Genomic DNA, 22,900 nt, shown 5'->3' on the forward strand with positions numbered 1-22,900 from the left:
TATTGTGCAATAAGTCAAATTATGGAGTGAGATCTCGTGAGTGAGTAGTTTCAATAGTCAAAAACACTACCTAGATCGAGTTTTGCTGCATAAAGCCTAGTTTTATTTATCTATATAAATAAGGAGCCAAATCAGCTCCTTATTAATGTAGTACTTAGATTGTTTTTTATAGGTTTAGCCAATAAAGCCGCCAACCCAGAGACAGAAAGTAAAAAACAATGGGGCAAGGATTGAAGTGATAATGCCGCATGTTACTAGGGCAAGAGAACTAAACGCCGCATCTTCGGCATTTTTTTCAGCGCAGGTTGCGGTACCTAAAGCGTGCGATACCGTACCCATGGTTAACCCTTTGGCTATCGGGTGAGTAACACCTAAAAATGAATAGATTGGGTAGGCAAATACCGAACCAAACACACCAACAATTAGCACCAGGATTGCGGCAATAGCGGGTTCACCACCTAAGCTTTTGCCTACTTCCATCGCTATTGGGGTAGTGACTGATTTACCCATTAAACTTGCTACTAGCGTTGGATCGGTGTGCAAAGCAACGGCAATAAGTCCGGCGGTGAGCATCGACATCGCGCTACCTACGCCACAAGCTAAAAAGATGATTTTCCAATTTTGGCGAATTTGTGGGAGTTGCTCGTATAACGGGTAAGCGAGCGCTACTACCGCAGGTTGAAGTAAAAAAGTCATCCAATCATTTTGTGCGTAATACACCTCATAAGGCACATCGAGCGCCATTAGAATGGGAATAATAATTACGATGCTTAGCAGTAAAGGGTTCGCTAATGGATTACTAATTTTATTGGCAAACCAACGTACTGCAAAGAAAACTACAAAGGTGAGTAGAAGCCACATGATTATTTATCCTCACTTGCTTTATTAGTAAGGATTTTTTGTAGTCCCAGCGCGAGTAATACCAACACGATAGTAGTTGCCCCGACACTGCTAGCAAAAATAGAGAGAGCGTTATCAATTAATAGAGGGAAGTGATCCATTAAACCGACACTGATTGGGACAAATAGAATGATCATATAGCGAATGAACAACTGCGCACCGGGTTTTACCCATTGCACTTTGACTAACCCAGAGACCAGTAGTGCGAATAAAATCAGCATGCCGAAAATGCTGCCGGGTACGGATAAATGAAAAAAGTGCTGAATGGCATTACCTGCCCACAAACTCACCATAATCAGTGCGAATGATAAAGCATAATTGAGCATTTGCTTGAACACGTTGGACTCCTAGGGCGGAACAAGAGTTAACAAAGCGCTCAATATTAATAAGATGAAAAAGAGCGCGGTTGTAAAAAGCAGTTGTAGCTGTCAAAAATAGTTAAGAAACGAGAGATTCTACATATTGATAGACAGATTTTAGAATCTCGATCTTAGCGGCATCACTTTCATGCTCATGAGCAAGGTTCTCAAGATTGAGCATGTACTCTTCAATATTGCTCTCATAGTACTCACGGCAATGTGCGAGCCATTTTTGTTGCTCAGCTTCGGTCAATGTCCACGGGAAGTGACGCGCGCGATAGCGGAACAGCAAAGGTTCGATACGATCATCTTTCACTGATAAATCTAATCCAGCAAGCTTTTCAGGCTCGGTTTCTCGAATAATATCGATAGTAGCTTTGTCAGCTGGTGAAAAGAAGCCACTATAAAGTTGAGTATCGACGTTATTATCTTGCTTAAATTCACGCTCAATATTGTAGATAGCAATCAGCTTTTCTCGAATTTCTGGGTGCGATTTTAAAAGCGCGAGATTATCTAAACATTGTTTGCGATCAATACCGATTCGATCGGCATTTTCAGCGGTAAGCGTTTTAGCTGGCGCGAGAACAGGGCACTTATTAAGATGCACAAGTTTAAGAGGAACCGGAAGTTCATTAGGCGCGAGATCATCACGTTTGGTGTACATGCGTTGATGCAGCGTTTCAGCATCTAGCTCGATGAGCGGCGTTGGGTCCATTGCCAAGTTAACGGTGATTACCGCATTGTTATTGGTTGGATGCCAAGCCATCGGCACGATCCAACTAATATTGGAACACTGAACACCAAACATGCCAGAAACATGCACCAGCGGCGTCATGTTAACAATATCGACGAGTTCATTGAGTTTACGCTTGTGGCGCATACTTAATAGGTAGTTGAATAGTTTTGGCTGGGCTTGTTTGATTTTCTTAGCAAGTTCAATAGTGGCAATAACATCGGCCATCGCATCATGCGCATTGCTGTGTTCAATACCATTGGCTACTGAAAGGTGTTCTAGTTTAAAGCTTGGAAAGCCTTCATCATTTTCTGGCCAGTTAATACCGCCTGGGCGCAATGCATAGCAAGTGCGCATAATATCCAGTAAATCCCAACGTGAATTACCATTCTGCCAAGACCAAGCATACGGATCGTAAAAATTACGATAAAGAGTATAGCGTGTCACTTCATCATCAAAACGAATGCTGTTGTAACCAAGTGAGATGGTATTTGGAGTGGCAAGCTCTTTATGGATTCGGCGGATGAATTCTGGCTCAGGTAAACCATCTTTAACGGCTTTTTGAGGTTTGATACCGGTAATTAATGCTGCTTCAGGAGAAGGTAGATAATCACTCGGTGGCTGGCAATAAATCACCAAAGGCTCACCGATGATATTGAAATCCATATCAGTACGAACGCCAGCAAATTGACTCGGTCGGTCTTTGGCTGGACTAACACCCCATGTTTCATAATCCAAAAAGAAAAAGGTTGGGGCGTTTTCGTTACTCATGGGAACTTCCAGAAAGTTATTGTCTTTAATATCGGTATATTACCCCTAAGTACCACGTAAAGAAATGGCTTCCCGTTTTTTAGGTAAGTTTTTATCTATGGGGTCATGATCCATTTTTAGCGATATTTTCATTCCACATGACATAGGATCTCAAACGAGAATCTCATCTCACCGCCATCAGAGTAAATGCTAATTTGAAAGCAAAAATGTAGTGGATATCTCATGCAGTGTACTTATACAGTTATAATGCCATTTTTCGGTTTTTAACAAACGTTGAGTGAAAGCGAGAACTATTCTCTAAATAGTGCCTATCCGATTTAACACTAGGTAATTGTTAATTAGTGATATTTTTGGCTTGTGGTGCTCGTCACTATAACAATTGGCTCGCTAAACCCAGTTCTCGCTTTCTACATCGCATAAAATCGGCTAATTGCTTTTAAAAGTCCATCATTAGAGTATCTTATGGTGATAAATGAATGGATTAGCAGTGAACGTGTTGAAAAATCTTCGGGTTTATCCGTGTTTCTTGCTAAAACACTGTTATATTTACAATCAACTTCGGAGTTCAAGAATGAATCCAGTTTTACTTTCTTATCAAAAATCATATTTTGAAATTATTCATGAGTTCTTTGTTGATGTAACTGGAAAAGAGCCACGGAATTTTTCCGACCTAGACTCATTTGAAGAAAGTATTTCTGCAATGGCCGAGAAGTATCGAAATAATCCAGCAAGAGCAGAGCGCTCAATGCTCGCCTTTGTTAGGCTTGGCGAAAAATTGAATTCACTTTATGAATCTCAAGGAGAGGAAGTCTATCAGCTGTCAATAGAAATGGATGCTTGCAAACTTAACTTGGGTGGAAGTTCTCGATTCTTGAAGACACACCTAAATGCTACGAGAAAATCAATCCTCTTTTCTGACACAGTTCTAATTCCTGACCCAATAATGCCTTTCCTAGAGAAAAGTCGAGAAGAAGAGCGCTTTAACCATGTCATCCCCTTACAGATGGCGTTTTTTGTTCTTCACCTTAGCGATTTACTATCAAGTGATTTTGATATCTTACCATTCTTTATTTTCCCCAGCTTTGAGAAAACCAAAGAGGAAAATGATGCATATACACAAGATCAATCAATGCAATTGATTGCTGATGTGTTCAACTATTATGTTGATGAAGGTATTCAAACATTACCAGATGTTATTGAATACAGTGAAAAGCATGAGGAGCAGTTTTTCCGAAAGGTTGAGAAAACGAAATTGTTTGTTTCCCCAGGAAAAAGTGCTGGTGAACCAATGGCTGATGCTATCGAGAACTACAAGCTTGAAATGAGACATTGGCGAAGTGAAGATTGGTGCCAAAAGCATTTATCTTTAGGGGATACTAAAATTGTGTGTACAGGTATCTTCGAGCGTTTGTTACCACAATTTCACTTGCTTGAACACTCTGACAACATGAGAAGTAATCCGCTTTTGTGCATTGATGCCCAAGCTCATTATTATCAGCTCGTTTCTAAAATGAAGAATGAACGGTTCAATTTATCAAATGTAGACTATTCAACGGACGCTGTCATAAAGGCGATGGCATCTGAACGGTTGAGCTATCTGGCCAATATTACCGATACTCAAATAGTGGAATTGCGCAAAACAAATGAAAATGTAGCGTTTCGACGAGAGCTACGAGATGCAGTAAATAGTCTACCAACATCAAGATTAGATGATTTAGGGTATGTTGCATCGGAAGTTTGTTCCCATATTGATGTAATGGTTTCTAAGCATACAAAAGAAGTTCAGGCCATTAACGACAAATATAATGCGAAGCATAAGTATACGGCTTTGTTAGGTGCAGGTACGCTAGCTGTAAGTATGATGCCGGCACTAGCTCCATTTTTGTCGGGCGTGGGGTTTGTCGCTACAGCTGGAAAATATGCATCTGACAAATTCGAACAACAAAATGAGTTTAAGCAGGCATCAAAATCTATGATGGGAGTCATTGCTTTAGCAAAGTCTAAGTAAATATAACAAACGACTATGGCGCCAATAATTAATTTTTAGCGATATTTTCATCCCACATGACGCCATCTCTTAGTATCGAATTTAAGATAACAACCATCTTTCTAACACAGGCAATGATGGCGACTTTATTGGGCTTTCTTTGGTTATCGTCGCTACACCGATAATAGAAGCTGCTTGCTTAATTGAAAGCATAGCTTCTGATACCAGAGTAGGAATAAACGATCTGACACTGCTAGATTAAGGAGCGACGGAGAGTTTGGCGCGAATGAAATCACTGTGATTAACGTACAACAGTTCGGCGACTTTTCGAATAATCGCTTCTTCAATTGGGTCTAGAACGTTATCTGCATAAGCGACTTGCCACATGGATTGAATTAGTTCAAAACGTTGTTGATGCTCTAAATCGCGTAGTTGGTCGGTAAATTCATAAAGAGATGCCGAGTTTTCTGAACGCAAAGTGGCCTCTTGTAATAAAGCTTTCGCATCCTCTTCGGTTAAAGAAAGCAGCTTACCTAGCATTTGTATTTTGGCGGCTTCTTCTTTTTCATCAACAGAATGATCGGCTTGCGAAACCTGACAGAGTAAGGCGGCTATCGCTAGGTTAGTATCAACCGATTGATTTTCTTGAACGTTTCCATCAACGATTTGATTAAAGAAGCTTTTTAAAGATTGAATCATAATGACCTTCATACGTTTGTTATCAATACACCCTAAAACTTTGACATTAAAAATCAAGAAAAGTCTTCATCAATCAAAATGATTTAGCGATATAATGCCGCTTCTTTTCAAAATCACTCTCCAATTTGGAATCTCATGTTTGATATAAATAGTACTGTGATACTTGCGATGGGAATGATTTTCCTTGGCTCATTTGTACAAAGCGCGATTGGTTTTGGGCTCGCAGTGGTCGCGGCTCCTTTGCTGTTCTTAATTTCTCCTCAATATGTCCCTGCGCCGATAGTGATGGTGGCGTTATTTAACTCACTTTTTAATGCCTATAAATACCGCAATAACATTTCTATTGGTGGTTTGAAAATGGCGATTTATGGTCGTATTCCTGGCTCTGTTGCGGGGGGAGTTTTACTGCTGTACGTGTCTAGCTCTGTTTTATCATTGTGGCTAGGTGGAATGGTATTATTGGCGGTATTAATTAGCCTTACTCCGATTCGTTTTGAACCGACACCAAATAGAATGGCAGTTGCAGGTTTTTTCTCCGGTTTTATGGGCACTAGTTCAAGTATTGGTGGGCCACCAATGGCGTTGATTTTACAGCACCAAGATGCTTCTTCGTTACGCGGTAACCTAGCGGCGTTCTTTGTCTTCAGTTCAATGATATCCCTAGTCGTTCAATACTTTATTGGCTATTTGACTTGGCAGCACGTGGTTATGACGATTCCATTGTTACCTATGGGGTGGCTCGGCTATGTTGCAGCGCAAATGGTGGTGAAGTATGTCTCGAAAGAGTGGATTCGTATTTTTACCCTAGTCTTGTGTCTAGCCAGTGCCACGACCGCGATTGTGCGTGGCTTGCAGTTGTAGTGTTAGGTATAAAGATTAATTAGGGCGACAGTTTAGATCTCATTTCGCCCTGTGTTACAATTTTGATAATTCTATATTTTATGAGTGCAGGGCAATCTTCATCTGCGCTCTCTAATCGTTTCAATAGGAATCGTTTTGACCAACCCTCATGATAACGCCCATTCTTCCGCTGATTCTCACTCATCAACTCAAGAGATGACTACCCAAGAGAATGGCGCGCAGGGCAATACTGCTGGCAGCCTACGTGCCGCATTAAAAGACTGCATGATCCGTGATCGTTTTCGTTTAAGTAAGCGAATTCATGGTGCTAGTAAAATTAAGAAACCAGAAGCTAAAGCCGCGGTATTTGATGAAATCGCCATGGATATAGCAAAGTCGATGATGGTAGTGCAAAACCGTAGCCTACATAAACCGCATATCGAATACCCAGAAAATTTACCGGTTAGCCAAAAGCGTGATGACATTGCAGAAGCGATTGCCAATAACCAAGTGGTGATCATTGCTGGTGAAACGGGTTCAGGTAAAACGACGCAAATTCCTAAGATCTGTAGTGAACTCGGTCGTGGTCGTGCCGGTTTGATTGGTCATACTCAGCCACGTCGTTTAGCTGCGCGTTCTGTTGCCAGTCGTATTGCGGAAGAAATGCAAACCCCAATGGGTGAGTATGTCGGTTACAAGGTTCGTTTTAACGATCAGATTTCAGACAACACCCAAATTAAACTGATGACCGACGGTATCTTGCTGGCGGAAATTCAGCACGATCGCTTTTTAAATCAATACGACACCATCATTATCGATGAAGCGCACGAACGTAGCCTGAATATCGATTTCATCATGGGTTACTTGAAAGAGTTACTACCAAAACGTCCAGATCTTAAAATCATCATTACCTCGGCAACCATTGATCCTGAGCGTTTCTCCAACCATTTTGATAAAGCGCCAATTATTGAAGTGTCGGGTCGAACTTATCCGGTTGATGTGCGTTACCGTCCGCTGAATCCAGATGATGCAGACCAAGATCTTGACCAACTAGAAGGTATTTTTCAAGCGGTCGATGAGCTATGTGATGAACCCGGTTTAGGTGACATTCTCATTTTCATGAATGGTGAGCGTGAAATTCGTGATACCGCGGATGCGCTTTCTAAACGTGCTCTTAGTCACCGAAATATGAGAGATACCGAAATCGTGCCTTTGTATGCGCGATTATCGTCTGCCGAGCAAAACCGAATCTTCCAATCGCATACCGGTCGTCGTATTGTTTTGGCAACCAACGTAGCGGAAACCTCGTTAACGGTTCCGGGAATCAAATATGTGATTGATCCGGGTACCGCGCGTATTAGTCGTTATAGCTACCGTACTAAAGTGCAGCGTTTGCCTATTGAAGCGATTTCACAAGCCAGCGCCAATCAGCGTAAAGGACGTTGTGGCCGTGTCAGTGAAGGTATTTGTATTCGACTGTATTCGGAAGAGGATTTTAACTCACGTCCAGAATTTACAGACCCTGAAATCCTGCGTACTAACTTAGCTTCGGTTATTTTACAAATGACGGCACTAGGGCTAGGTGATATTGAAGCCTTCCCATTTGTTGAAGCGCCAGATAAGCGTAATATTCAAGATGGTGTGCGTCTGCTAGAAGAGCTTGGTGCGATTAATCCGAATGCCAAAGATCCTAAAAAACGGTTAACCGCAATAGGGCGCAAATTAGCTCGCTTGCCGATTGATCCTCGTTTAGCGCGTATGGTTCTTGAATCGGTTAAATATAACTGTTTGCAAGAAGTGATGATTATTGCCTCTGCGTTGTCGATCCAAGATCCACGTGAACGTCCTAGTGATAAACAGCAAAGTTCAGATGATAAGCACAAACGTTTCTTCCATGAAGAGTCAGACTTTTTTACCTTTGTGAACGTTTGGAACTACATCAAAGAGCAACAAAAAGCCTTATCGAGCAATCAATTCCGTAAGCAGTGTAAGCAAGACTACTTAAATTACTTACGCGTCCGTGAATGGCAAGATGTGTATTTCCAACTGCATCAAGCGATGCGTGAAATGGACGCTAAGCTCAACACAGAAGCAGCCGGCTACCAATCGGTTCATACTGCGTTATTAGTTGGTTTACTGTCGCACATTGGTGTGAAAGATACCGAAAAGAGTGAATATCAAGGTGCGCGTAATGCACGTTTTCATATTTTCCCAGCATCAGGTTTATTCAAAAAGCAACCTAAGTGGATCATGTCGGCAGAGCTGGTGGAAACATCAAAGCTGTGGGGACGCATCATTGCTAAAATTCAGCCTGAATGGGTTGAACCTCTTGCGCCACACTTAATTAAGCGTAGTTATAGCGAGCCTCATTGGTCGAAAAAGCAAGCTGCCGTTATCGCGTCAGAAAAAGTGATGCTGTATGGCATTCCGATTGTACCTAAGCGTAATGTGAATTATGGGCCGATTGATCCGGTTATTAGCCGTGAAATCTTTATTCGTAGTGCGTTGGTAGAAGGCGATTGGGAAACCAAACATAAGTTCTTCCATCAAAACCGTAAGTTATTACGAGAAGTTGAGGAGCTTGAGAATAAATCGCGTCGCCGTGACATTTTGGTCGATGATGATGAGCTGTTTAATTTCTACGATCAACGTGTCAGTACCGATGTAGTTTCGGGGCGTCATTTTGATTCGTGGTGGAAAAAGGCCAGTATCGATACCCCTGAACTACTCGATTTTGAAAAAGAGATGTTGTTCCAAGGTGATGCTAGTCATGTGACCGACTTAGACTACCCAAACTTTTGGCATCAAAATGGTTTGAAGTTAAAGCTGAGCTATCAGTTTGAACCGGGCCAAGACAATGACGGGGTGACAGTACATATTCCGCTACCAATACTTAACCAAGTGAGCCCAGAAGGTTTTGATTGGCAGATACCGGGTTTACGTCATGAGCTAGTGGTAAGTTTGATTAAATCACTGCCTAAAGGGTTACGTCGTAACTTTGTGCCAGCGCCAAACTATGCGGATGCCTTCTTATCTCGCGTTACACCAATGGAAATGCCAATTCTAGATGCGTTAGAAAAAGAGCTACGCCGCATGACTGGGGTAGAAGTGAAACGGGAAGATTGGCAACTCGAACAAATTCCAGATCACCTTAAAGTGACATTCCGCGCGGTCGATCACCGTAAACGTAAGCTAAAAGAGCATTACGATTTATACGAGCTTAAAGAAAGCTTGAAAGATAAAGTTCAAGAAACCTTATCGAAAGTGGCTGACGATGATATCGAACAGCAAGGTCTGCATACATGGAGTTTTGGTGAACTACCAACGGTTTACCAACAAAAACGAGGTGGCTTTGAGGTTAAAGCTTTCCCTGCTTTAGTGGATGCGAAAGATAGTGTTGAAATTAAACTATTTGAGACCGAGCAAGAGCAGCAACAGGCGATGCGCGCAGGTCAACGTCGATTAGTGTTGCTTAATGTACCGTCACCGATTAAATATTTGCACAGCAACCTACCGAATAAATCAAAATTGGGATTGTACTTTAACCCTTATGGCAAAGTGCTCGATTTAATTGATGACTGTATTGCTTGTGGTGTTGATAAATTGATTGAACAAAAGGGCGGCCTAGTATGGCAGCCTGAACAGTTTGAAGCATTGAAAGAGCATGTTCGTGCTGAGTTGGGCGATACGGTTGTCGATATTGCACAGCAGGTAGAAACGATTTTAACTACCGCCTTTAACATCAATAAAAAGCTTAAAGGCAAAGTTGATTTAAGCATGGCGTTTGCGTTATCGGATATTAAAGCGCAAGTAGAAGGTTTGATTTTTAAAGGCTTTGCCACCGAATGTGGTTGGAAGCGTCTACCGGATATTTTGCGTTATTTGAAAGCGATTGAGCGCCGAATGGAAAAATTGCCGATTGATCCAAATAAAGACCGCTTACACATCTTGAAGGTAGAGTCGGTGACTAAGGATTATAAAGAACTGCTGAACAAGATCCCTAAAGGGGTAGAAATCCCCGATTCCGTCAAGGAGATACGCTGGATGATCGAAGAGCTACGTGTGAGCTACTTTGCTCAGCAATTAGGCACGCCATATCCGGTTTCAGATAAGCGAGTTAAGAATGCTATTGATGCATGTTAAAGAATAGTGAGTAAGAAAAAGCTTATAATCTTTAAGTGTTTTGTAAGTAAATGATTGAAATAGTCGCTAAAGTGAGATTTTTTCTTGATTTTACAGCCCATCTCACTAATCATGCATAATAAGTTTTAAATATGGATTTTGAGCCACTCTCATTTCCATGAATATGATAATCGAAGGATTCGAAGGGATTACAATGAAAAAAACGCTTTTAGCTTTGGCTTTAATGGGTGCGGCGTCACCTGCACTAGCTGACTCGTGGCTTTATGCTGGTGTGAACTACGGTACGGCTGATTTTACTGAATCAGGTGCTGGTAATGAAGGTACTTACGGTGTGAATATCGGTACAGGTATTTTACCATTTATCGGCGTTGAAGCAGGCTACTGGGACTTAGGTGACATCGGCGGTTCTGATTTAACGACTGTTTATGCGGCAATCAAACCAAGCATCAATGTTGGTCCACTAGAGTTCTACGGTAAACTTGGTGCGAACAAATATGATGTAGGCTCTGGCCAATTTAAGAGTGATGATGGTTATGACATGATGTACGGCGCTGGTGTGGAATACACAGTGTTAGATGGCATTCCTCTAGGTTCGTTGTCACTTGGTCTTGCTTACAACCACTTTGGTTTTGATAAGTTTGACGCAAATACTTATTCAGTGAGTGCAACATTCCACTTCTTATAAGCATTAAACTATAGCTAATAGTAAGAGCCTCGATATTGAAAGTATCGAGGCTCTTTTTATTTTAGTTGTTCTTATTATAAGGCAGAATTAGAAGCGGTAAGCTGCGCCTAGTGCGAACGAAGAAGAAACAAAGGTATAGTTATCACCATCATTATCTTTTTCATCAGTAAAGTACACATCACCTTGATATATAGCACGTAGTGTTAAATGTGGAACGGCATTCGGTGTGTATTCAACACCTGTACCAAAGTGGAAACCAACATTATCTTTACTTGCATCACTATCAATGTAAGCAAGACCAGGAAGGGCAAAGATGCGAATGCCACTGTCAAAGGTATAACCGATATTAGCTGCTACTGATGCACTTTTTACGGATGTGCTATTTTTAGTCCCAGTATATTTTTCTTTGGTATCTATATTGCCATAGTCTATGTAGTTAGCTTCAATTCCGACAATTCGGTTAAAGTAATAACCACCGTAAATTTGATAGTTATTGTCATCTGTATCAATATCGAAATCGACTTTGTTACCTTGTATATAATTAGGTGAATCTTTTCCTAAGTCGCCATCACTAAAATATGACTTACCATAACCCGCACCAAGATAAAAACCAGAAAAATCACGGTTGGTTGTATCTGCATCAGCTGCTAGAGTAGGTGCTGCGATAGGTAATGTGGTGCCTAATAGACAAAGCGCTAATTTTAAATTCTTCATATATTTCCCTCTGGAATGTGATGCAGTTAACATATCATTGTGTTGTTTGATTTGTAATCAAATATTAACTGATTATTGATTTGGCGCAACTTATATAAGCGATATAGATTGATTAAACATTTAATAAACAAATAATTGCGCTGTCATTAACATTTTGTGATCCTGTCTGTAGCAATGTGAATGTTATATTTACATGTCTGGTGTTTTATCCATTTAAGGTGTGCCAATGCTTTTACAGTTAGAAGAGGTTGAAGACCTACGCCAAGCCAAGCAATTATTGGAAAACCCTGGCTTGGCCGCCAAAATGTCCAACGCGATAGGCTCACCCATAGAGCAAGGGTTAAAACTATTACCTAAAAGCTGGAATAGTAGTATTAATGAGGTGACTCAAAAAGCCTTATTAAAAGCCTCTGATGCTGCAATCTATACTATGAAGAGCACAGCTACTGGGCTCGCTTCAAACCGAATGCATAAGTTGAGTGTTGCGGTAACCGGCGGGGTTGGTGGATTTTTTGGCGTTGCCGGTATTGCGGTTGAGTTGCCTATTTCAACCACGATCATGTTACGTTCGATTGCGGATATTGCACGTGCGGAAGGGGAATCAGTTTCTAACTTAGAGACCAAATTAGCTTGTTTGGAAGTGTTTGCGCTAGGTGGTAAAAGTAAAGAAGATGATGGTGCTGAAAGTGGTTACTATGCAGTAAGAACCGCATTAGCGAAATCGGTGCTCGATGCTTCAGAGTTTCTAGCTAAAAAAGCCATTACCGATCAAGGTTCGCCGATTCTGGTGAAGTTTACCGCTGAAATAGCCAAACGATTTGGTATTCAAGTCACTGAAAAAGCGGCAGCCCAAGCAGTACCAGCAATAGGTGCAGCAGGTGGCGCAATCATTAATACTATCTTTATTGGCCATTATCAGGACATGGCAACCGGGCACTTTATTATCCGCCGCTTAGAAAGAACCTATGGCAAGGAACTCGTGCAGCAAGAGTACAATAAGCTTTGATACCAATTTCAACAAGTAACGGATCATTCTAGCTGGCTAAAAATTTAGTCTATCTACGTATTGGATTTGGTATGACGTTTATCTCCTATACTGAATAACACTCAATAAAAAGGAGATGGTTATGCAGGAACAAGTTCTTGAATTTTGGTTTCAAGTCTTATCACCAGAGCAGTGGTGGGCAAAGGATCCCGAATTAGACTCTTTAATTGAATATAAATTTGCTAATTTACATATTCAAGCAGAGCAAGGAGAGCTTTACACATGGCGCTCAGAGCCGAAAGGGGCGCTTGCAGAAATCATCATTCTTGATCAATTCTCCCGTAATATTTATCGAGATACTCCAAGAGCTTTTGCGAGCGATGCTCAAGCTTTAACGCTTTCCCAAGTAGCGATTAGCCAAGGTCTTGACCAACATTTAAGCCAAGATGAACGTTTGTTTTTATATTTGCCTTATATGCACAGCGAATCAGCAATGATCCATGAAATTGCCGTTGGCTTATTTACTGAACTCGGTTTGCCATCCAATCTCGATTTTGAATATAAGCATAAAGCGATTATTGAACGTTTTGGTCGCTATCCCCACCGTAATGATATTTTAGGCAGACCTTCAACCGACGCAGAGGTTGAGTTTTTAAAACAACCTAACGCCGGTTTTTAGTCATTCAGTACATTTTACAAATAACGTGATTTTAAATGCGATTTGAAATGCTCTGCGTTTAAGGTTTCACCGGTGGCTTGTTTAACCAGATCATCGGTTGAAAACTGACTAGCTTTCTTCCAAATATTCTCATCTAGCCAAGCAAAGATTAAGCTTAAATCGCCTGATTCAATTACCTCAGATACATTCACTTGTTTACGCATGCTTGCCATGAATTGCGCGGCATACATGGCACCGAGTGTGTAACTTGGGAAGTAACCAAAAGCACCGTCGGTCCAGTGAATATCTTGCATACAACCATTTTGGTAATTATCTTTGGTTGATAAGCCAAGGTAAGACTGCATTTTTTGATCCCATAACTCTGGAACATCTTTATAAGAGATATTGCCATTCATCAAATCGCGTTCAATTTCATAACGTAGGATGACATGAGCAGGATAGGTGAGCTCATCGGCATCTACACGAATAAAGCCTTTTTCGACGCGAGTATAAAGTTTACGGAAATTGTCTGCGGAAAAGGCAGGTTGATCTCCCACTTGAAACTCACTTCTCGCCATTGCTGATAAGTGATTAATAAATTCTGGGCTGCGGCCTAGTTGCATTTCAAAGAACAGAGATTGTGATTCATGAATACCCATTGATCTGGCTTCACCGACGGGTAAACCTGCTAATGAGGTAGGCAATCCTTGTTCATAACGAGCGTGCCCAGTTTCATGAATTGTGCCCATTAGCGATTGGATAAAATCATTTTCATCATAGCGAGTAGTGATCCGAACATCAGTCGGTACGCCGCCACAAAATGGATGCACACTTTCATCTAAGCGACCATGCTCAAAATCAAACTGCAAAAACTTCATCGCTTTTAAGCCTAGTGCTTTTTGTTGTGAACTTGGAAAGCGGCCTTTCGGGTATATCACACTTTCCTTGTCTTGCTTTTCAATCACTCGATCCACTAGATTTGGCAGCCAAGTTTTCACATTTTCAAAAACGACATCTAACGATTGGCTGGTTGTACCGGGTTCATAGAGTGAGAGCATGGCATCATAAGGCGTTGTGCCTAAACTATCGGCGCGAATCTGTGCTTCTTGCTGAGATAGGTTTACCACTTCTTGCCAATTTTGAGCGAAGCCATTCCAATCATTTTGTTTACGTTGTGTTCGCCAAGCATGTTCACATTTAGAGCCGGCTAATGATTTGGCTTGTACGAGATCTTGTGGAAGGACGGTAGCCTGCTGCCAGCGCTGTTTCATTTCACGTAAACTGGCTTTCTCGATAGGGCTTAATGATTCTTGCTCTGCTTCATGGAACCAGTCTTCTAATTGTGGCTCAGTGCTGAGTTGATGAATTAACACTGATAATTCCGCCATTGCTTTGGATCGAGCTTCATTGCCACCGCTTGGCATAACGGCAGCCTGATCCCAACCAGATATTGCCGCTAAATGATTAAAGTTAGCGATTTTCTGTGCGTGTTGAACGAGTTTTTGATAATGGATCATAATTTTCCTTAATTCATTGCTGCGCAGTATGATTTCATCTTATAACATCTTGAAAAGAACGCTGCAAAACTCTTTATTTACTAAGCTTTCACTGATATAACAAACATTCATTTGGACGTTTACCATAGGGACATTATGGACTTTTATATCATCAATTCTGGCGCATTTTTGATTGCGATTACTATTTTGACACTCACTCCGGGATTGGATACCGCACTTGTGATCAGGAACACGTCTCGAAGTGGTAGTGTAGACGGTTGTGTGACCAGTTTAGGGATCTGCTGTGGTTTGTTTGTCCATGCCACGTTATCTGCCATTGGTATTTCGGCGATATTGCTACAGTCTGCTGAACTGTTCCATGCGATGAAATTAGTCGGTGCAGCTTATCTCGTGTACCTTGGTGTAACCAGCTTAATTGCGATTTGGAAAGGCCAAGGTCAATTAGATGTCACAAGTGGGTCGGTAGGGAAACCATTATCAGCTAAACGTTCGTTCCGTGAAGGTTTATTGTCGAATGTGCTTAACCCCAAAACGGCAGTATTTTATCTCGCTTTTCTGCCGCAGTTTATCAATCCTGAACATTCCGCCTTACTACAGTCATTATTTATGGCCTCGATTCACTTTGTAATTGCGATGGTTTGGCAGTGTGGCATTGCGACTATGGTTCATTCTGCGAAAAACTGGGTGCAAAATTCTTCGGCAATGAAGTGGATGGAAGGGATCACTGGTGCCGTTTTGATTACTCTTGGTCTAAAATTAGCATTAGATAACGATTAAGTGCTTGAATGAATGCGGGACTTCACAAAGCGACTCCGTATTCATTAAAAATGACATTGTGAAAACAAACCTTGAGCTAGACCAAGGTAATTTTCCATGAAGATGTTATAAATTTTTAAGCTTATTGAATAACTTACTGGTTTTTGTAAGCGACATAACATTGAAAGGGATACTATGACTCGATTGATTGCCATTGCCATCTTTGTGGTGCTTGCATATTTGCTACTGAAATATCGAACCAATGCCAAACTACAGACCTGGGTGGCAATAGCCTTGTCATCTGCATTGCTAATCTATATTAGCTCCGTGGTGATTACTGAGCTTGCTCGTTAGGTATACATTTCCATTGGTTCGACATTGTTAATAAATCTAGGAAACACTACATCCATGAATAATAAAGTTCCGCTCATGATTGCAACAGTTATTGGAGTTGTTTTAGGTTCGGTGATTACTTACGCCGTTATTAACCCAGCCGCACAAGAAGCAACACTTCAGCAAAATGAACTGGCTGGAAAACATCAGCAATTATTAGCGAAAGTAGAAACACTACAAACTAAGCTAGAGACCGAAGGGCAATCATTCGAACAAAAATCTCAGCAGCAACAAGAAAAAATAGATCAACTGACTCAACAGTTATCGAAACTGCAGCAACAAAAGAAAAAAGTTGAAAAAACCTTAGTTGTACAAAAAGAGCAAGCGGTTTCATTGAAAACAGAAAATAAGCAGCTAGAGAAAACCACTGAACTACAAAGTGATTTATATAAACAGTCCCATGAACTTTTTGATAAAGAAGGTGAGTTGGAATCTCAGCTTACTAAGCTGACAACCACTCGTGAAAAGTTAGCGGTTCAAACTGAAAAGCTGAAAGAAGAATGTAAGCTATTTAAAGATGGTACAAGCTGGGATCCAAAATCAGACTCATGTAAAAAAGAGCAACTAGCTACTGAGCAAATTGGCAAAATTGATAGCGCTCTAGTTAAGAAAAAACAAGAACTCGCCGATGTAAAAGCCTTAATTACGAAGCTAGGTATAAAACCTCAGAGTTAAATTTCGATAGACTCTAAATAGATAGACACTAAATAAAAGAAAGGCGATACAGTGATGTATCGCCTTTCTTCATTAATGTACGAGCGTACAGATTTAGTCTTTAAAGTTGTTGAATTGGAAAGGTTGATCCATTTCAGCACCTTTTACTAGTGCCATCACTTGCTGTAAATCATCACGCTTTTTACCGGTTACACGAACTTTATCGCCTTGAATCGAAGCTTGAACTTTGATCTTCGAGTCTTTGATCAGTTTTACTACTTTCTTGGCAATGGCAACATCAATGCCTTGTTTAAAGCTGGCTTCCTGAGTGTGCGTTTTACCAGTTTGATCGGCTTTTTGTAAATCTACCGCATTGGCATCGACACCACGCTTAGCAAGTTGACCACGAAGCATCGTCATCATTTGTCCAAGTTGGTATTCGTTTTCTGCAGTCAGTTTTACAATATCGTTCTTAAACTCAAAGTTAGCGTTTACGTTACGAAAATCAAAACGTGTATCCAGTTCACGATTGGCGTTTTCCGCGGCATTTCTTACTTCAACGCTGTCCACTTCAGAAATTATGTCAAATGAAGGCATGATCAGTTCTTCTCCGATTGATTCTTAATGGTATTGGCAAGCATGTCGAGCATGGTTACCGTATCTTTCCAACTTAGGCATGGGTCAGTAATCGATTTACCATAGGTGAGGGCATTTAAGTCCGTCATTGGTTGATTACCTTCCTCGATAAAGCTTTCCGCCATGATACCTGCGATTGATTGAGAGCCATTGCTGATTTGGTTGCAAATATCTTGCGCCACATCTAATTGCTTACGATGCTCTTTTTGGCAGTTAGCGTGGCTGAAATCTACTACTAAACGAGGCGTTAAGCCAACATCGCTTAATTGCTCACAAGCAGATTGAATCGATGCTGCATCAAAGTTAGGACCAGTATCGCCACCACGTAAAATAGTATGACCGTATGGGTTACCGGATGTGCGATAAACCGTCATGCGACCATTTTTATCTGGCGAGCAGAAGTAATGGGACGCTTGTGCTGCACGAATGGCATCGGTTGAAATCTTCACATTGCCGTTTGTGCCATTCTTAAACCCAACAGGGCAAGAAAGCGCAGAGGCCATTTCACGGTGAATTTGCGATTCAGTCGTACGTGCGCCGATAGCACCCCATGAAATAAGGTCAGCGATATATTGGCCAGTCACCATGTCTAAAAACTCAGTCGCAGTAGCTAAGCCAAGTTTATTGATATCGAGCAGTAATTTACGAGCTTTGTTTAAACCGTCTTCTAACGCGTAGCTACCGTCAAGGTTAGGATCGGTAATTAAGCCTTTCCAACCAATCACGGTTCTTGGTTTTTCAAAGTAAGTACGCATCACAATAAACAGCTGATCTTTGTATTGATCTTGCAGTGCATTAAGGCGTTGCGCATAGTCCAGTGCCGCGTTGGTATCATGTACAGAGCATGGTCCAACCACTACTAGTAGGCGAGAGTCTTTACTTGACAGAATGTTTTCTATCTGGCGGCGCGAGTTTTCAATATGTTCTGCCACATCATCAGGCAGTGGGTGAGCTTGCATTAATTCCATTGGCGTAGGCATAGGCCCTAACGCTTGGGTTCTTAGCTCATCAGTTTTTAAAGGCATTCGTTTGTCTTCATTTAAAGATACACTGGGTAAAGATAACGGAAATAACGAAGGGAATAAACGTTCACGGACATTTTGTTGGGGAATTTTATTACTTTGTTATTAATTGATGCCTTATTGACCAGGAAATTGGAATTTTTCTTGTTTTGTTTCTCTAATCTCAGTATTTTCAGACTATAACAATATTAATGGAGTAATTATGTCGGATACTGCGCAAGGGACAATCCCAACTAATGCATTATTAGGGGATGTTCTACCATCTTCCCAAGCATCATCAATTGAAAGTGCAACGCATTTGTTTGTCTCACTAAGTGATTTAGTGCAAGAAAGCATTTTTTATCATCCTGAGATTGGGCTGCATTTGGATGCCTTATCTGAGGCAGATAGATCGAGTTTACAAGCGCTACTTGGTGAACAATCTGCTGATGAACATTTCGTGTCAACTCTAGTATCGCGTATCGAGTCTTCAATATTACCTCACCATAAACAGGTGAGAGTCTGCTTATCCGATGCTGACAGTTATGCTTATAAGGCGCTAATTGGTGGCAGTATTGAAAAGCAGGAAGTTAACCCTGTGATTGGCGTTCGAGGCGTTTCTCGTTTTGCTTCTGCTGAATATACCCATTCATTTGAACTTGAATGTAAAGTGATTAAACAGCTACGTGACAAAGGAATCGATATTGAAATCGTGGTGCCATTTGTACGAGCGTTAAGTGATGCTGCAATGGTGATTGATCGTTTGGCTGTTCAAGGACTGCCGAGAGGACTAGGTGGATTAAAAGTTCTGTATTGCTGTGATGCGCCTTCTTCAGTGTTGCTTGCGGATAAGCTTCTTCAATATTTTGATGGTTTAGTGGTGAATACCGGCAATTTAACTCAATTAACCTTGGGGGTAGATATTCATAACGAAGCATTAGAGTCGTTATTTAATCCAGACCATGAAGCGGTATTAATGCTGTTATCACAAGCTGTAAAAGCGGCCAGTCATGCCAATAAGCCTTGTGTGGTGTACTGTCAAAACCTTACGGATTACCCTAAGATCCAAGAAATGCTGGCGGAGCTAGACTCGGTACAAGTTCTTGCTGCTGTGTAATTAATCAAAACATACTATCGTTGTCACAAAAAGCCGACTTAACTGTCGGTTTTTTTTATGTCGCTAACAGCTTATCAATTTTACTGTTGACGAAATTGTTAATACCGATTTAACTGGTCTGATGTGACAACTAAAAAGGAACATTTCCATGACGGCACTTAGTAAGGCAAATCAGCATTTAAAGTATTTCGGTGAACAATTGGTTCCTATGATTGGCTATTGTCAGCCTGAGATTTTGAAGCTAACCGATGAATCGGTTGAAATTAAAATTCCACTAAATAAAGAAACCAAAAATCATCTGCATAGTATGTACTTTGGCGCTCTTGCCGTTGGAGCCGATGCGGCGGGTGGCTTTTTGGCGATCAGTAAATCGGAGCAAATGGGTAAGAAAATATCGTTAGCATTTAAGGCGGTTAAAGCTGAATTTCTTGCGCGCCCTGAAGCGGATGTGGTTTTCGTTTGTAACGATGGAAAGCTCATTGACCAAATGTTAGCAGAGACCATGGAGACTGGTGAGCGTGTGAATCAACCGGTACGAATTACCGCATTGTGTCCGAGCCTCAATGCTGATAAGCCAATGGCTGAATTTGAATTAACCTTGTCAGTGAAAGCGGTGGGGAATTAATAGCGGTTATCTGATCAGCTAACTTTTAGTTTTACGTAGTATTTACGTGAATAATGTCGGTAAGCGAGTATAATCTTTTCAGTCTTGCTACAGTTATCACTGGCAATTAATACGTTTTTAATAAATAAGAGTTTTCATGATTAATATTGGTCAAATCAACACACTTAAAGTTACCAAACAAGCCGACTTCGGTCTTTTCTTAGACGCTGATGATTACGGCTCGGTTTTGTTGCCAAATAAATTTGTACCAGAAGGAACAAATATTGGCGATGACATTGATGTGATGTTGTACTTTGATTCAGATAACCAACTATCGGCGACCACCGAGAAACCACTGGCGCAAGTAGGCGAGTGGGCAATGATGCACGTGGTAGGTGTCAACAATGTTGGTGCTTTTGTTGATTGGGGCATTGATAAGAAAGACTTATTGGTACCTTTTAGCAACCAACGCGTGCCGTTAGATGAAGGACAAAACATTTTAGTTTATGTCTATTCTGATAAAGCCTCTGGCCGTATTGTTGGTACCACCAAATTTAATAAATTATTAGATAAAACACCTGCTAATTATGAAATTAACCAGCAGGTAGAGTTGTTGGTTGCAGAGCGTACCGATCTAGGCTTCAAAGCTATTATTAATGGTGAGCATTGGGGCGTTATCTTTAAGTCTGATGTATTCGGCAAGCTGTTTGTTGGTAAACGCTTAAAAGGCTACATCAAAGGCACCCGCGAAGATGGACGTATTAACCTCTCTTTACAGAAAATTGGTGTGGCGAAAATGGATGATCTGAGTGAAAAGGTCATGCATGTATTGGAAACCAAAGGTGGCTTTTTACCATTGAGTGATAAATCTACACCAGAAGCGATTTTCACCGTGTTCCGTACCAGTAAAGGAACATTTAAGAAAACCATCGGTGGATTATACAAACAAGGTAAAATCCGCATAGATAAAGATGGGATTTACAAAATCTAGCATTAAGACTTTAACTAAAACGCACAACTTCAAGTTGTGCGTTTTGCTATTCAAAGAGTATGAGAGGATAGGCTATGGCAAGAATTTTATGGGCTGTCGTGTTTGTAGTGACGTTTGTATGGTCAGCGATTGAACCGAAAGATACCTTCACATGGTTTTTGGAAGTATTGCCCGCGCTGATTGGTGCTGCCATATTACTGTTTACCTACCAGCGTTTTAAGCTGACCTCATTGCTTTATTTCTTCATTCTTATTCATTGCATCATTTTGATGGTGGGTGGGCATTATACGTATGCTGAAGTGCCTCTCTTCGATAATCTCTTTGGTGCCGCACGTAATAACTACGACAAGCTAGGTCATTTTGCACAAGGCTTCGTTCCTGCTTTAATTGCTCGTGAACTCTTGCTCAGGCTTAATATTGTCAATGGCAAGGCATGGATGAACCTATTTGCACTATCGGTTTGTTTGGCCTTTAGTGCCTTTTATGAGTTAATCGAATGGTGGGTAGCGGTCGCGACGGGGGAAAATGCAGAAGCATTCCTCGGCACCCAAGGCTACGTATGGGATACACAATCAGATATGGCTTTTGCTCTATTCGGTGCCATTACCTGCCTTATCTTGATGGCCAAGTGGCATGATAGGCAGCTAAAGGCGCTGAAAGGGTGAAGTTTAGTTGAGTTATATCAAAGAAGTCGCTTTTCTAGGGGAGGCTTGGTGATAATTTGATCACCTATGCTTGAACCATCGAAACAAATGGCATTAAATAGCCGCCCACTGAAAGTGAGTAACTGTTATACCCAAGTAACTTCAAGATGCAGAATTCAGAGCTATCATCCAAACCTTTAGGCAAGGAAAATTGGTGAAGGAATGTAAACACCTTTCAAGCCAATCTGACGCGGCATAAAGGTTTGAATGAAGCTCCCGAAGGGCAAGTTAAAACAAGCTTTATGCTGCGTTAAATTGAACAGAGATAGAATAACTATGATCATATTCAATTTGTCTTGCCTAAAGCTTGTTTTATTCTTGCTGAAACTCGCATCTTGAAGTTACTTGGGTATATATTCAACAAGGTTTTATTATGTACCTTTTATGTAGAAATAAAATCATGGACTATCAGGTATGGCGCGATTACTTCAATGTAAACACCATTTCCTATGAAGAAGCAGGGTTGATGCTTAAAAGTCTTTGGCATGAAACATCATCGACTCAATCAGAACTGAACGTGTTTTGTATGTTTAAAGTCTGTGATGCGAAGAAAGCGAAAGCATTTTTAGATGCACCAGAATTGATCCAACAACGGACAAAAGCTGGAGTAATAGAAAAAGAGCACCACTTTATTGACGAGATCCCAAGTTTTATTCGCCATTAATCTCCTCTCATGTGTTAACAGACTCAAGGACAGAGTTTGTTTTTCGTTTATCAACTCTCCTCATCTTTTACCGCCCCCATAATTACTCCCTTTAACATTGATCTCATTCTCGTGCCCAGTTTGTTACTACTATTGAAATACAATAGAGGTTTTAGCACTTTTGTTGCTATAGTCGTTACATGGTCAGAATTCTCAATGACATTGCTAAGATAAGGCATTTTCACCTCAATCGTTTTATACATGGAAGTTAATAAAATGGAAAGTAAGCGCATCATAAACCCCGCATTCTAATCGTCTAGCCCGAATAATAAGATCAAACCTCCAACCCAAAGCAGCAAAGGAGATTTGAAATGGCCAAACGACGCACTAACCAAGAATGGCGAACCCTG

21 protein-coding genes and 1 pseudogene are annotated in these 22,900 nt (G+C 41.0%); 13 read left to right on the forward strand and 9 right to left on the reverse strand.

Annotated elements, in window-relative coordinates; translation table 11 throughout:
* Positions 1–174: 174 nt before the first annotated feature.
* The 3 genes from L3V25_RS10950 to sbcB form a co-directional block, all read right to left on the reverse strand.
* Positions 175–861 carry a CidB/LrgB family autolysis modulator gene (locus L3V25_RS10950; RefSeq protein WP_237295383.1) on the reverse strand — a complete coding sequence of 229 codons (687 nt, stop codon included), beginning with the start codon at positions 859–861 and terminating at the stop codon, positions 175–177.
* Between the two features lie 2 nt (positions 862–863).
* Entirely contained in the window at positions 864–1,238 is a 375-nt protein-coding gene (locus L3V25_RS10955) for a CidA/LrgA family protein (RefSeq protein ID WP_237295384.1), read from the reverse strand.
* A gap of 100 nt (positions 1,239–1,338) precedes the next feature.
* On the reverse strand, positions 1,339–2,763 hold the full coding sequence (sbcB, locus tag L3V25_RS10960; protein ID WP_237295385.1) for an exodeoxyribonuclease I: 1,425 nt from the start codon (positions 2,761–2,763) through the stop codon (positions 1,339–1,341).
* A 571-nt stretch (positions 2,764–3,334) separates the two neighbouring features.
* On the opposite strand from sbcB, the gene L3V25_RS10965 reads away from it, so the two are divergent.
* Positions 3,335–4,771: a hypothetical protein gene (locus L3V25_RS10965; RefSeq protein ID WP_237295386.1), complete on the forward strand. Its 1,437-nt coding sequence runs from the start codon at positions 3,335–3,337 to the stop codon at positions 4,769–4,771.
* 28 nt (positions 4,772–4,799) lie between these two features.
* Here L3V25_RS10965 and L3V25_RS10970 read toward each other — a convergent pair.
* Positions 4,800–4,907: pseudogene (locus L3V25_RS10970) on the reverse strand (IS110 family transposase); the annotation flags it as partial.
* A 101-nt stretch (positions 4,908–5,008) separates the two neighbouring features.
* Positions 5,009–5,449 carry a TerB family tellurite resistance protein gene (locus L3V25_RS10975; protein ID WP_237295387.1) on the reverse strand — a complete coding sequence of 147 codons (441 nt, stop codon included), beginning with the start codon at positions 5,447–5,449 and terminating at the stop codon, positions 5,009–5,011.
* Positions 5,450–5,584: 135 nt separating this feature from the next.
* Here L3V25_RS10975 and L3V25_RS10980 point away from each other — a divergent pair, with 135 nt between their 5' ends.
* The 3 genes from L3V25_RS10980 (at position 5,585) to L3V25_RS10990 (ending at position 11,117) form a co-directional block, all read left to right on the forward strand.
* Complete coding sequence (locus tag L3V25_RS10980; RefSeq protein WP_237295388.1) at positions 5,585–6,310, forward strand: sulfite exporter TauE/SafE family protein; 726 nt, start codon at positions 5,585–5,587, stop codon at positions 6,308–6,310.
* 195 nt (positions 6,311–6,505) lie between these two features.
* Positions 6,506–10,432 carry an ATP-dependent RNA helicase HrpA gene (gene hrpA, locus L3V25_RS10985; protein ID WP_237295415.1) on the forward strand — a complete coding sequence of 1,309 codons (3,927 nt, stop codon included), beginning with the start codon at positions 6,506–6,508 and terminating at the stop codon, positions 10,430–10,432.
* 193 nt (positions 10,433–10,625) lie between these two features.
* A complete protein-coding gene (locus L3V25_RS10990; RefSeq protein WP_089123010.1) occupies positions 10,626–11,117 on the forward strand; it encodes an outer membrane beta-barrel protein in 492 nt (163 codons plus the stop codon).
* An 87-nt stretch (positions 11,118–11,204) separates the two neighbouring features.
* On the opposite strand, the gene L3V25_RS10995 is transcribed toward L3V25_RS10990, so the two are convergent.
* Positions 11,205–11,831 carry a porin family protein gene (locus tag L3V25_RS10995; RefSeq protein WP_237295389.1) on the reverse strand — a complete coding sequence of 209 codons (627 nt, stop codon included), beginning with the start codon at positions 11,829–11,831 and terminating at the stop codon, positions 11,205–11,207.
* A 226-nt stretch (positions 11,832–12,057) separates the two neighbouring features.
* On the opposite strand from L3V25_RS10995, the gene L3V25_RS11000 reads away from it, so the two are divergent.
* Both L3V25_RS11000 and L3V25_RS11005 read left to right on the forward strand, forming a co-directional pair.
* Positions 12,058–12,837, forward strand: coding sequence for an EcsC family protein (locus L3V25_RS11000; RefSeq protein ID WP_237295390.1), 780 nt, complete (start codon positions 12,058–12,060; stop codon positions 12,835–12,837).
* Positions 12,838–12,958: 121 nt separating this feature from the next.
* Positions 12,959–13,495 carry a DUF924 family protein gene (locus L3V25_RS11005; RefSeq protein WP_192999393.1) on the forward strand — a complete coding sequence of 179 codons (537 nt, stop codon included), beginning with the start codon at positions 12,959–12,961 and terminating at the stop codon, positions 13,493–13,495.
* Between the two features lie 14 nt (positions 13,496–13,509).
* Here the strand turns inward: L3V25_RS11005 and L3V25_RS11010 are convergent, their stop codons facing one another.
* Positions 13,510–14,991, reverse strand: a complete 1,482-nt coding sequence (locus L3V25_RS11010; protein WP_237295391.1) for a carboxypeptidase M32 — start codon at positions 14,989–14,991, stop codon at positions 13,510–13,512.
* Positions 14,992–15,126: 135 nt separating this feature from the next.
* Between L3V25_RS11010 and L3V25_RS11015 the strand changes: the two genes are divergently transcribed.
* Positions 15,127–15,768 carry a LysE family translocator gene (locus tag L3V25_RS11015; RefSeq protein ID WP_192999395.1) on the forward strand — a complete coding sequence of 214 codons (642 nt, stop codon included), beginning with the start codon at positions 15,127–15,129 and terminating at the stop codon, positions 15,766–15,768.
* Between the two features lie 387 nt (positions 15,769–16,155).
* Positions 16,156–16,815 (forward strand): hypothetical protein, encoded by a 660-nt coding sequence (locus L3V25_RS11020; RefSeq protein WP_237295392.1) that lies wholly within the window; start codon positions 16,156–16,158, stop codon positions 16,813–16,815.
* A gap of 93 nt (positions 16,816–16,908) precedes the next feature.
* On the opposite strand, the gene L3V25_RS11025 is transcribed toward L3V25_RS11020, so the two are convergent.
* Positions 16,909–17,391: a YajQ family cyclic di-GMP-binding protein gene (locus L3V25_RS11025; RefSeq protein WP_089123003.1), complete on the reverse strand. Its 483-nt coding sequence runs from the start codon at positions 17,389–17,391 to the stop codon at positions 16,909–16,911.
* 2 nt (positions 17,392–17,393) lie between these two features.
* On the reverse strand, positions 17,394–18,455 hold the full coding sequence (locus L3V25_RS11030; RefSeq protein WP_237295393.1) for a 3-deoxy-7-phosphoheptulonate synthase: 1,062 nt from the start codon (positions 18,453–18,455) through the stop codon (positions 17,394–17,396).
* A gap of 199 nt (positions 18,456–18,654) precedes the next feature.
* Here L3V25_RS11030 and L3V25_RS11035 point away from each other — a divergent pair, with 199 nt between their 5' ends.
* The 5 genes from L3V25_RS11035 to L3V25_RS11055 all read left to right on the forward strand — a co-directional run bounded on the left by L3V25_RS11035 (position 18,655) and on the right by L3V25_RS11055 (position 22,511).
* A complete protein-coding gene (locus L3V25_RS11035; RefSeq protein WP_237295394.1) occupies positions 18,655–19,548 on the forward strand; it encodes a putative PEP-binding protein in 894 nt (297 codons plus the stop codon).
* Between the two features lie 148 nt (positions 19,549–19,696).
* The gene (locus L3V25_RS11040) at positions 19,697–20,173 is read left to right on the forward strand and encodes a DUF4442 domain-containing protein (RefSeq protein WP_237295395.1); all 477 of its coding nucleotides are present in this window, start codon (positions 19,697–19,699) and stop codon (positions 20,171–20,173) included.
* 136 nt (positions 20,174–20,309) lie between these two features.
* On the forward strand, positions 20,310–21,143 hold the full coding sequence (locus tag L3V25_RS11045; RefSeq protein WP_237295396.1) for a S1-like domain-containing RNA-binding protein: 834 nt from the start codon (positions 20,310–20,312) through the stop codon (positions 21,141–21,143).
* 74 nt (positions 21,144–21,217) lie between these two features.
* Entirely contained in the window at positions 21,218–21,808 is a 591-nt protein-coding gene (locus tag L3V25_RS11050) for a DUF2238 domain-containing protein (RefSeq protein ID WP_237295397.1), read from the forward strand.
* A 412-nt stretch (positions 21,809–22,220) separates the two neighbouring features.
* A complete protein-coding gene (locus tag L3V25_RS11055) occupies positions 22,221–22,511 on the forward strand; it encodes a hypothetical protein (protein WP_027695889.1) in 291 nt (96 codons plus the stop codon).
* Positions 22,512–22,900: the final 389 nt, after the last annotated feature.

It is taken from the genome of Vibrio sp. CK2-1, assembly GCF_021726515.1.
Taxonomy (GTDB): Bacteria; Pseudomonadota; Gammaproteobacteria; order Enterobacterales; family Vibrionaceae; genus Vibrio.

Excerpts from the sequence above, each read along its gene's own strand:
- L3V25_RS11015 (WP_192999395.1), top strand. The coding sequence starts at position 15,127 with ATGGACTTTTATATCATCAATTCTGGCGCATTTTTGATTGCGATTACT.
- L3V25_RS11010 (WP_237295391.1), bottom strand. The coding sequence starts at position 14,991 with ATGATCCATTATCAAAAACTCGTTCAACACGCACAGAAAATCGCTAAC.
- L3V25_RS11040 (WP_237295395.1), top strand. The coding sequence starts at position 19,697 with ATGACGGCACTTAGTAAGGCAAATCAGCATTTAAAGTATTTCGGTGAA.
- L3V25_RS11045 (WP_237295396.1), top strand. The coding sequence starts at position 20,310 with ATGATTAATATTGGTCAAATCAACACACTTAAAGTTACCAAACAAGCC.
- L3V25_RS10965 (WP_237295386.1), top strand. The coding sequence starts at position 3,335 with ATGAATCCAGTTTTACTTTCTTATCAAAAATCATATTTTGAAATTATT.
- L3V25_RS11000 (WP_237295390.1), top strand. The coding sequence starts at position 12,058 with ATGCTTTTACAGTTAGAAGAGGTTGAAGACCTACGCCAAGCCAAGCAA.
- L3V25_RS10995 (WP_237295389.1), bottom strand. The coding sequence starts at position 11,831 with ATGAAGAATTTAAAATTAGCGCTTTGTCTATTAGGCACCACATTACCT.
- L3V25_RS11025 (WP_089123003.1), bottom strand. The coding sequence starts at position 17,391 with ATGCCTTCATTTGACATAATTTCTGAAGTGGACAGCGTTGAAGTAAGA.
- L3V25_RS10975 (WP_237295387.1), bottom strand. The coding sequence starts at position 5,449 with ATGATTCAATCTTTAAAAAGCTTCTTTAATCAAATCGTTGATGGAAAC.
- L3V25_RS10990 (WP_089123010.1), top strand. The coding sequence starts at position 10,626 with ATGAAAAAAACGCTTTTAGCTTTGGCTTTAATGGGTGCGGCGTCACCT.
- L3V25_RS10980 (WP_237295388.1), top strand. The coding sequence starts at position 5,585 with ATGTTTGATATAAATAGTACTGTGATACTTGCGATGGGAATGATTTTC.
- L3V25_RS11050 (WP_237295397.1), top strand. The coding sequence starts at position 21,218 with ATGGCAAGAATTTTATGGGCTGTCGTGTTTGTAGTGACGTTTGTATGG.
- L3V25_RS11035 (WP_237295394.1), top strand. The coding sequence starts at position 18,655 with ATGTCGGATACTGCGCAAGGGACAATCCCAACTAATGCATTATTAGGG.
- L3V25_RS11005 (WP_192999393.1), top strand. The coding sequence starts at position 12,959 with ATGCAGGAACAAGTTCTTGAATTTTGGTTTCAAGTCTTATCACCAGAG.
- L3V25_RS10950 (WP_237295383.1), bottom strand. The coding sequence starts at position 861 with ATGTGGCTTCTACTCACCTTTGTAGTTTTCTTTGCAGTACGTTGGTTT.
- L3V25_RS11030 (WP_237295393.1), bottom strand. The coding sequence starts at position 18,455 with ATGCCTTTAAAAACTGATGAGCTAAGAACCCAAGCGTTAGGGCCTATG.
- hrpA (WP_237295415.1), top strand. The coding sequence starts at position 6,506 with ATGACTACCCAAGAGAATGGCGCGCAGGGCAATACTGCTGGCAGCCTA.
- sbcB (WP_237295385.1), bottom strand. The coding sequence starts at position 2,763 with ATGAGTAACGAAAACGCCCCAACCTTTTTCTTTTTGGATTATGAAACA.
- L3V25_RS11055 (WP_027695889.1), top strand. The coding sequence starts at position 22,221 with ATGTACCTTTTATGTAGAAATAAAATCATGGACTATCAGGTATGGCGC.
- L3V25_RS11020 (WP_237295392.1), top strand. The coding sequence starts at position 16,156 with ATGAATAATAAAGTTCCGCTCATGATTGCAACAGTTATTGGAGTTGTT.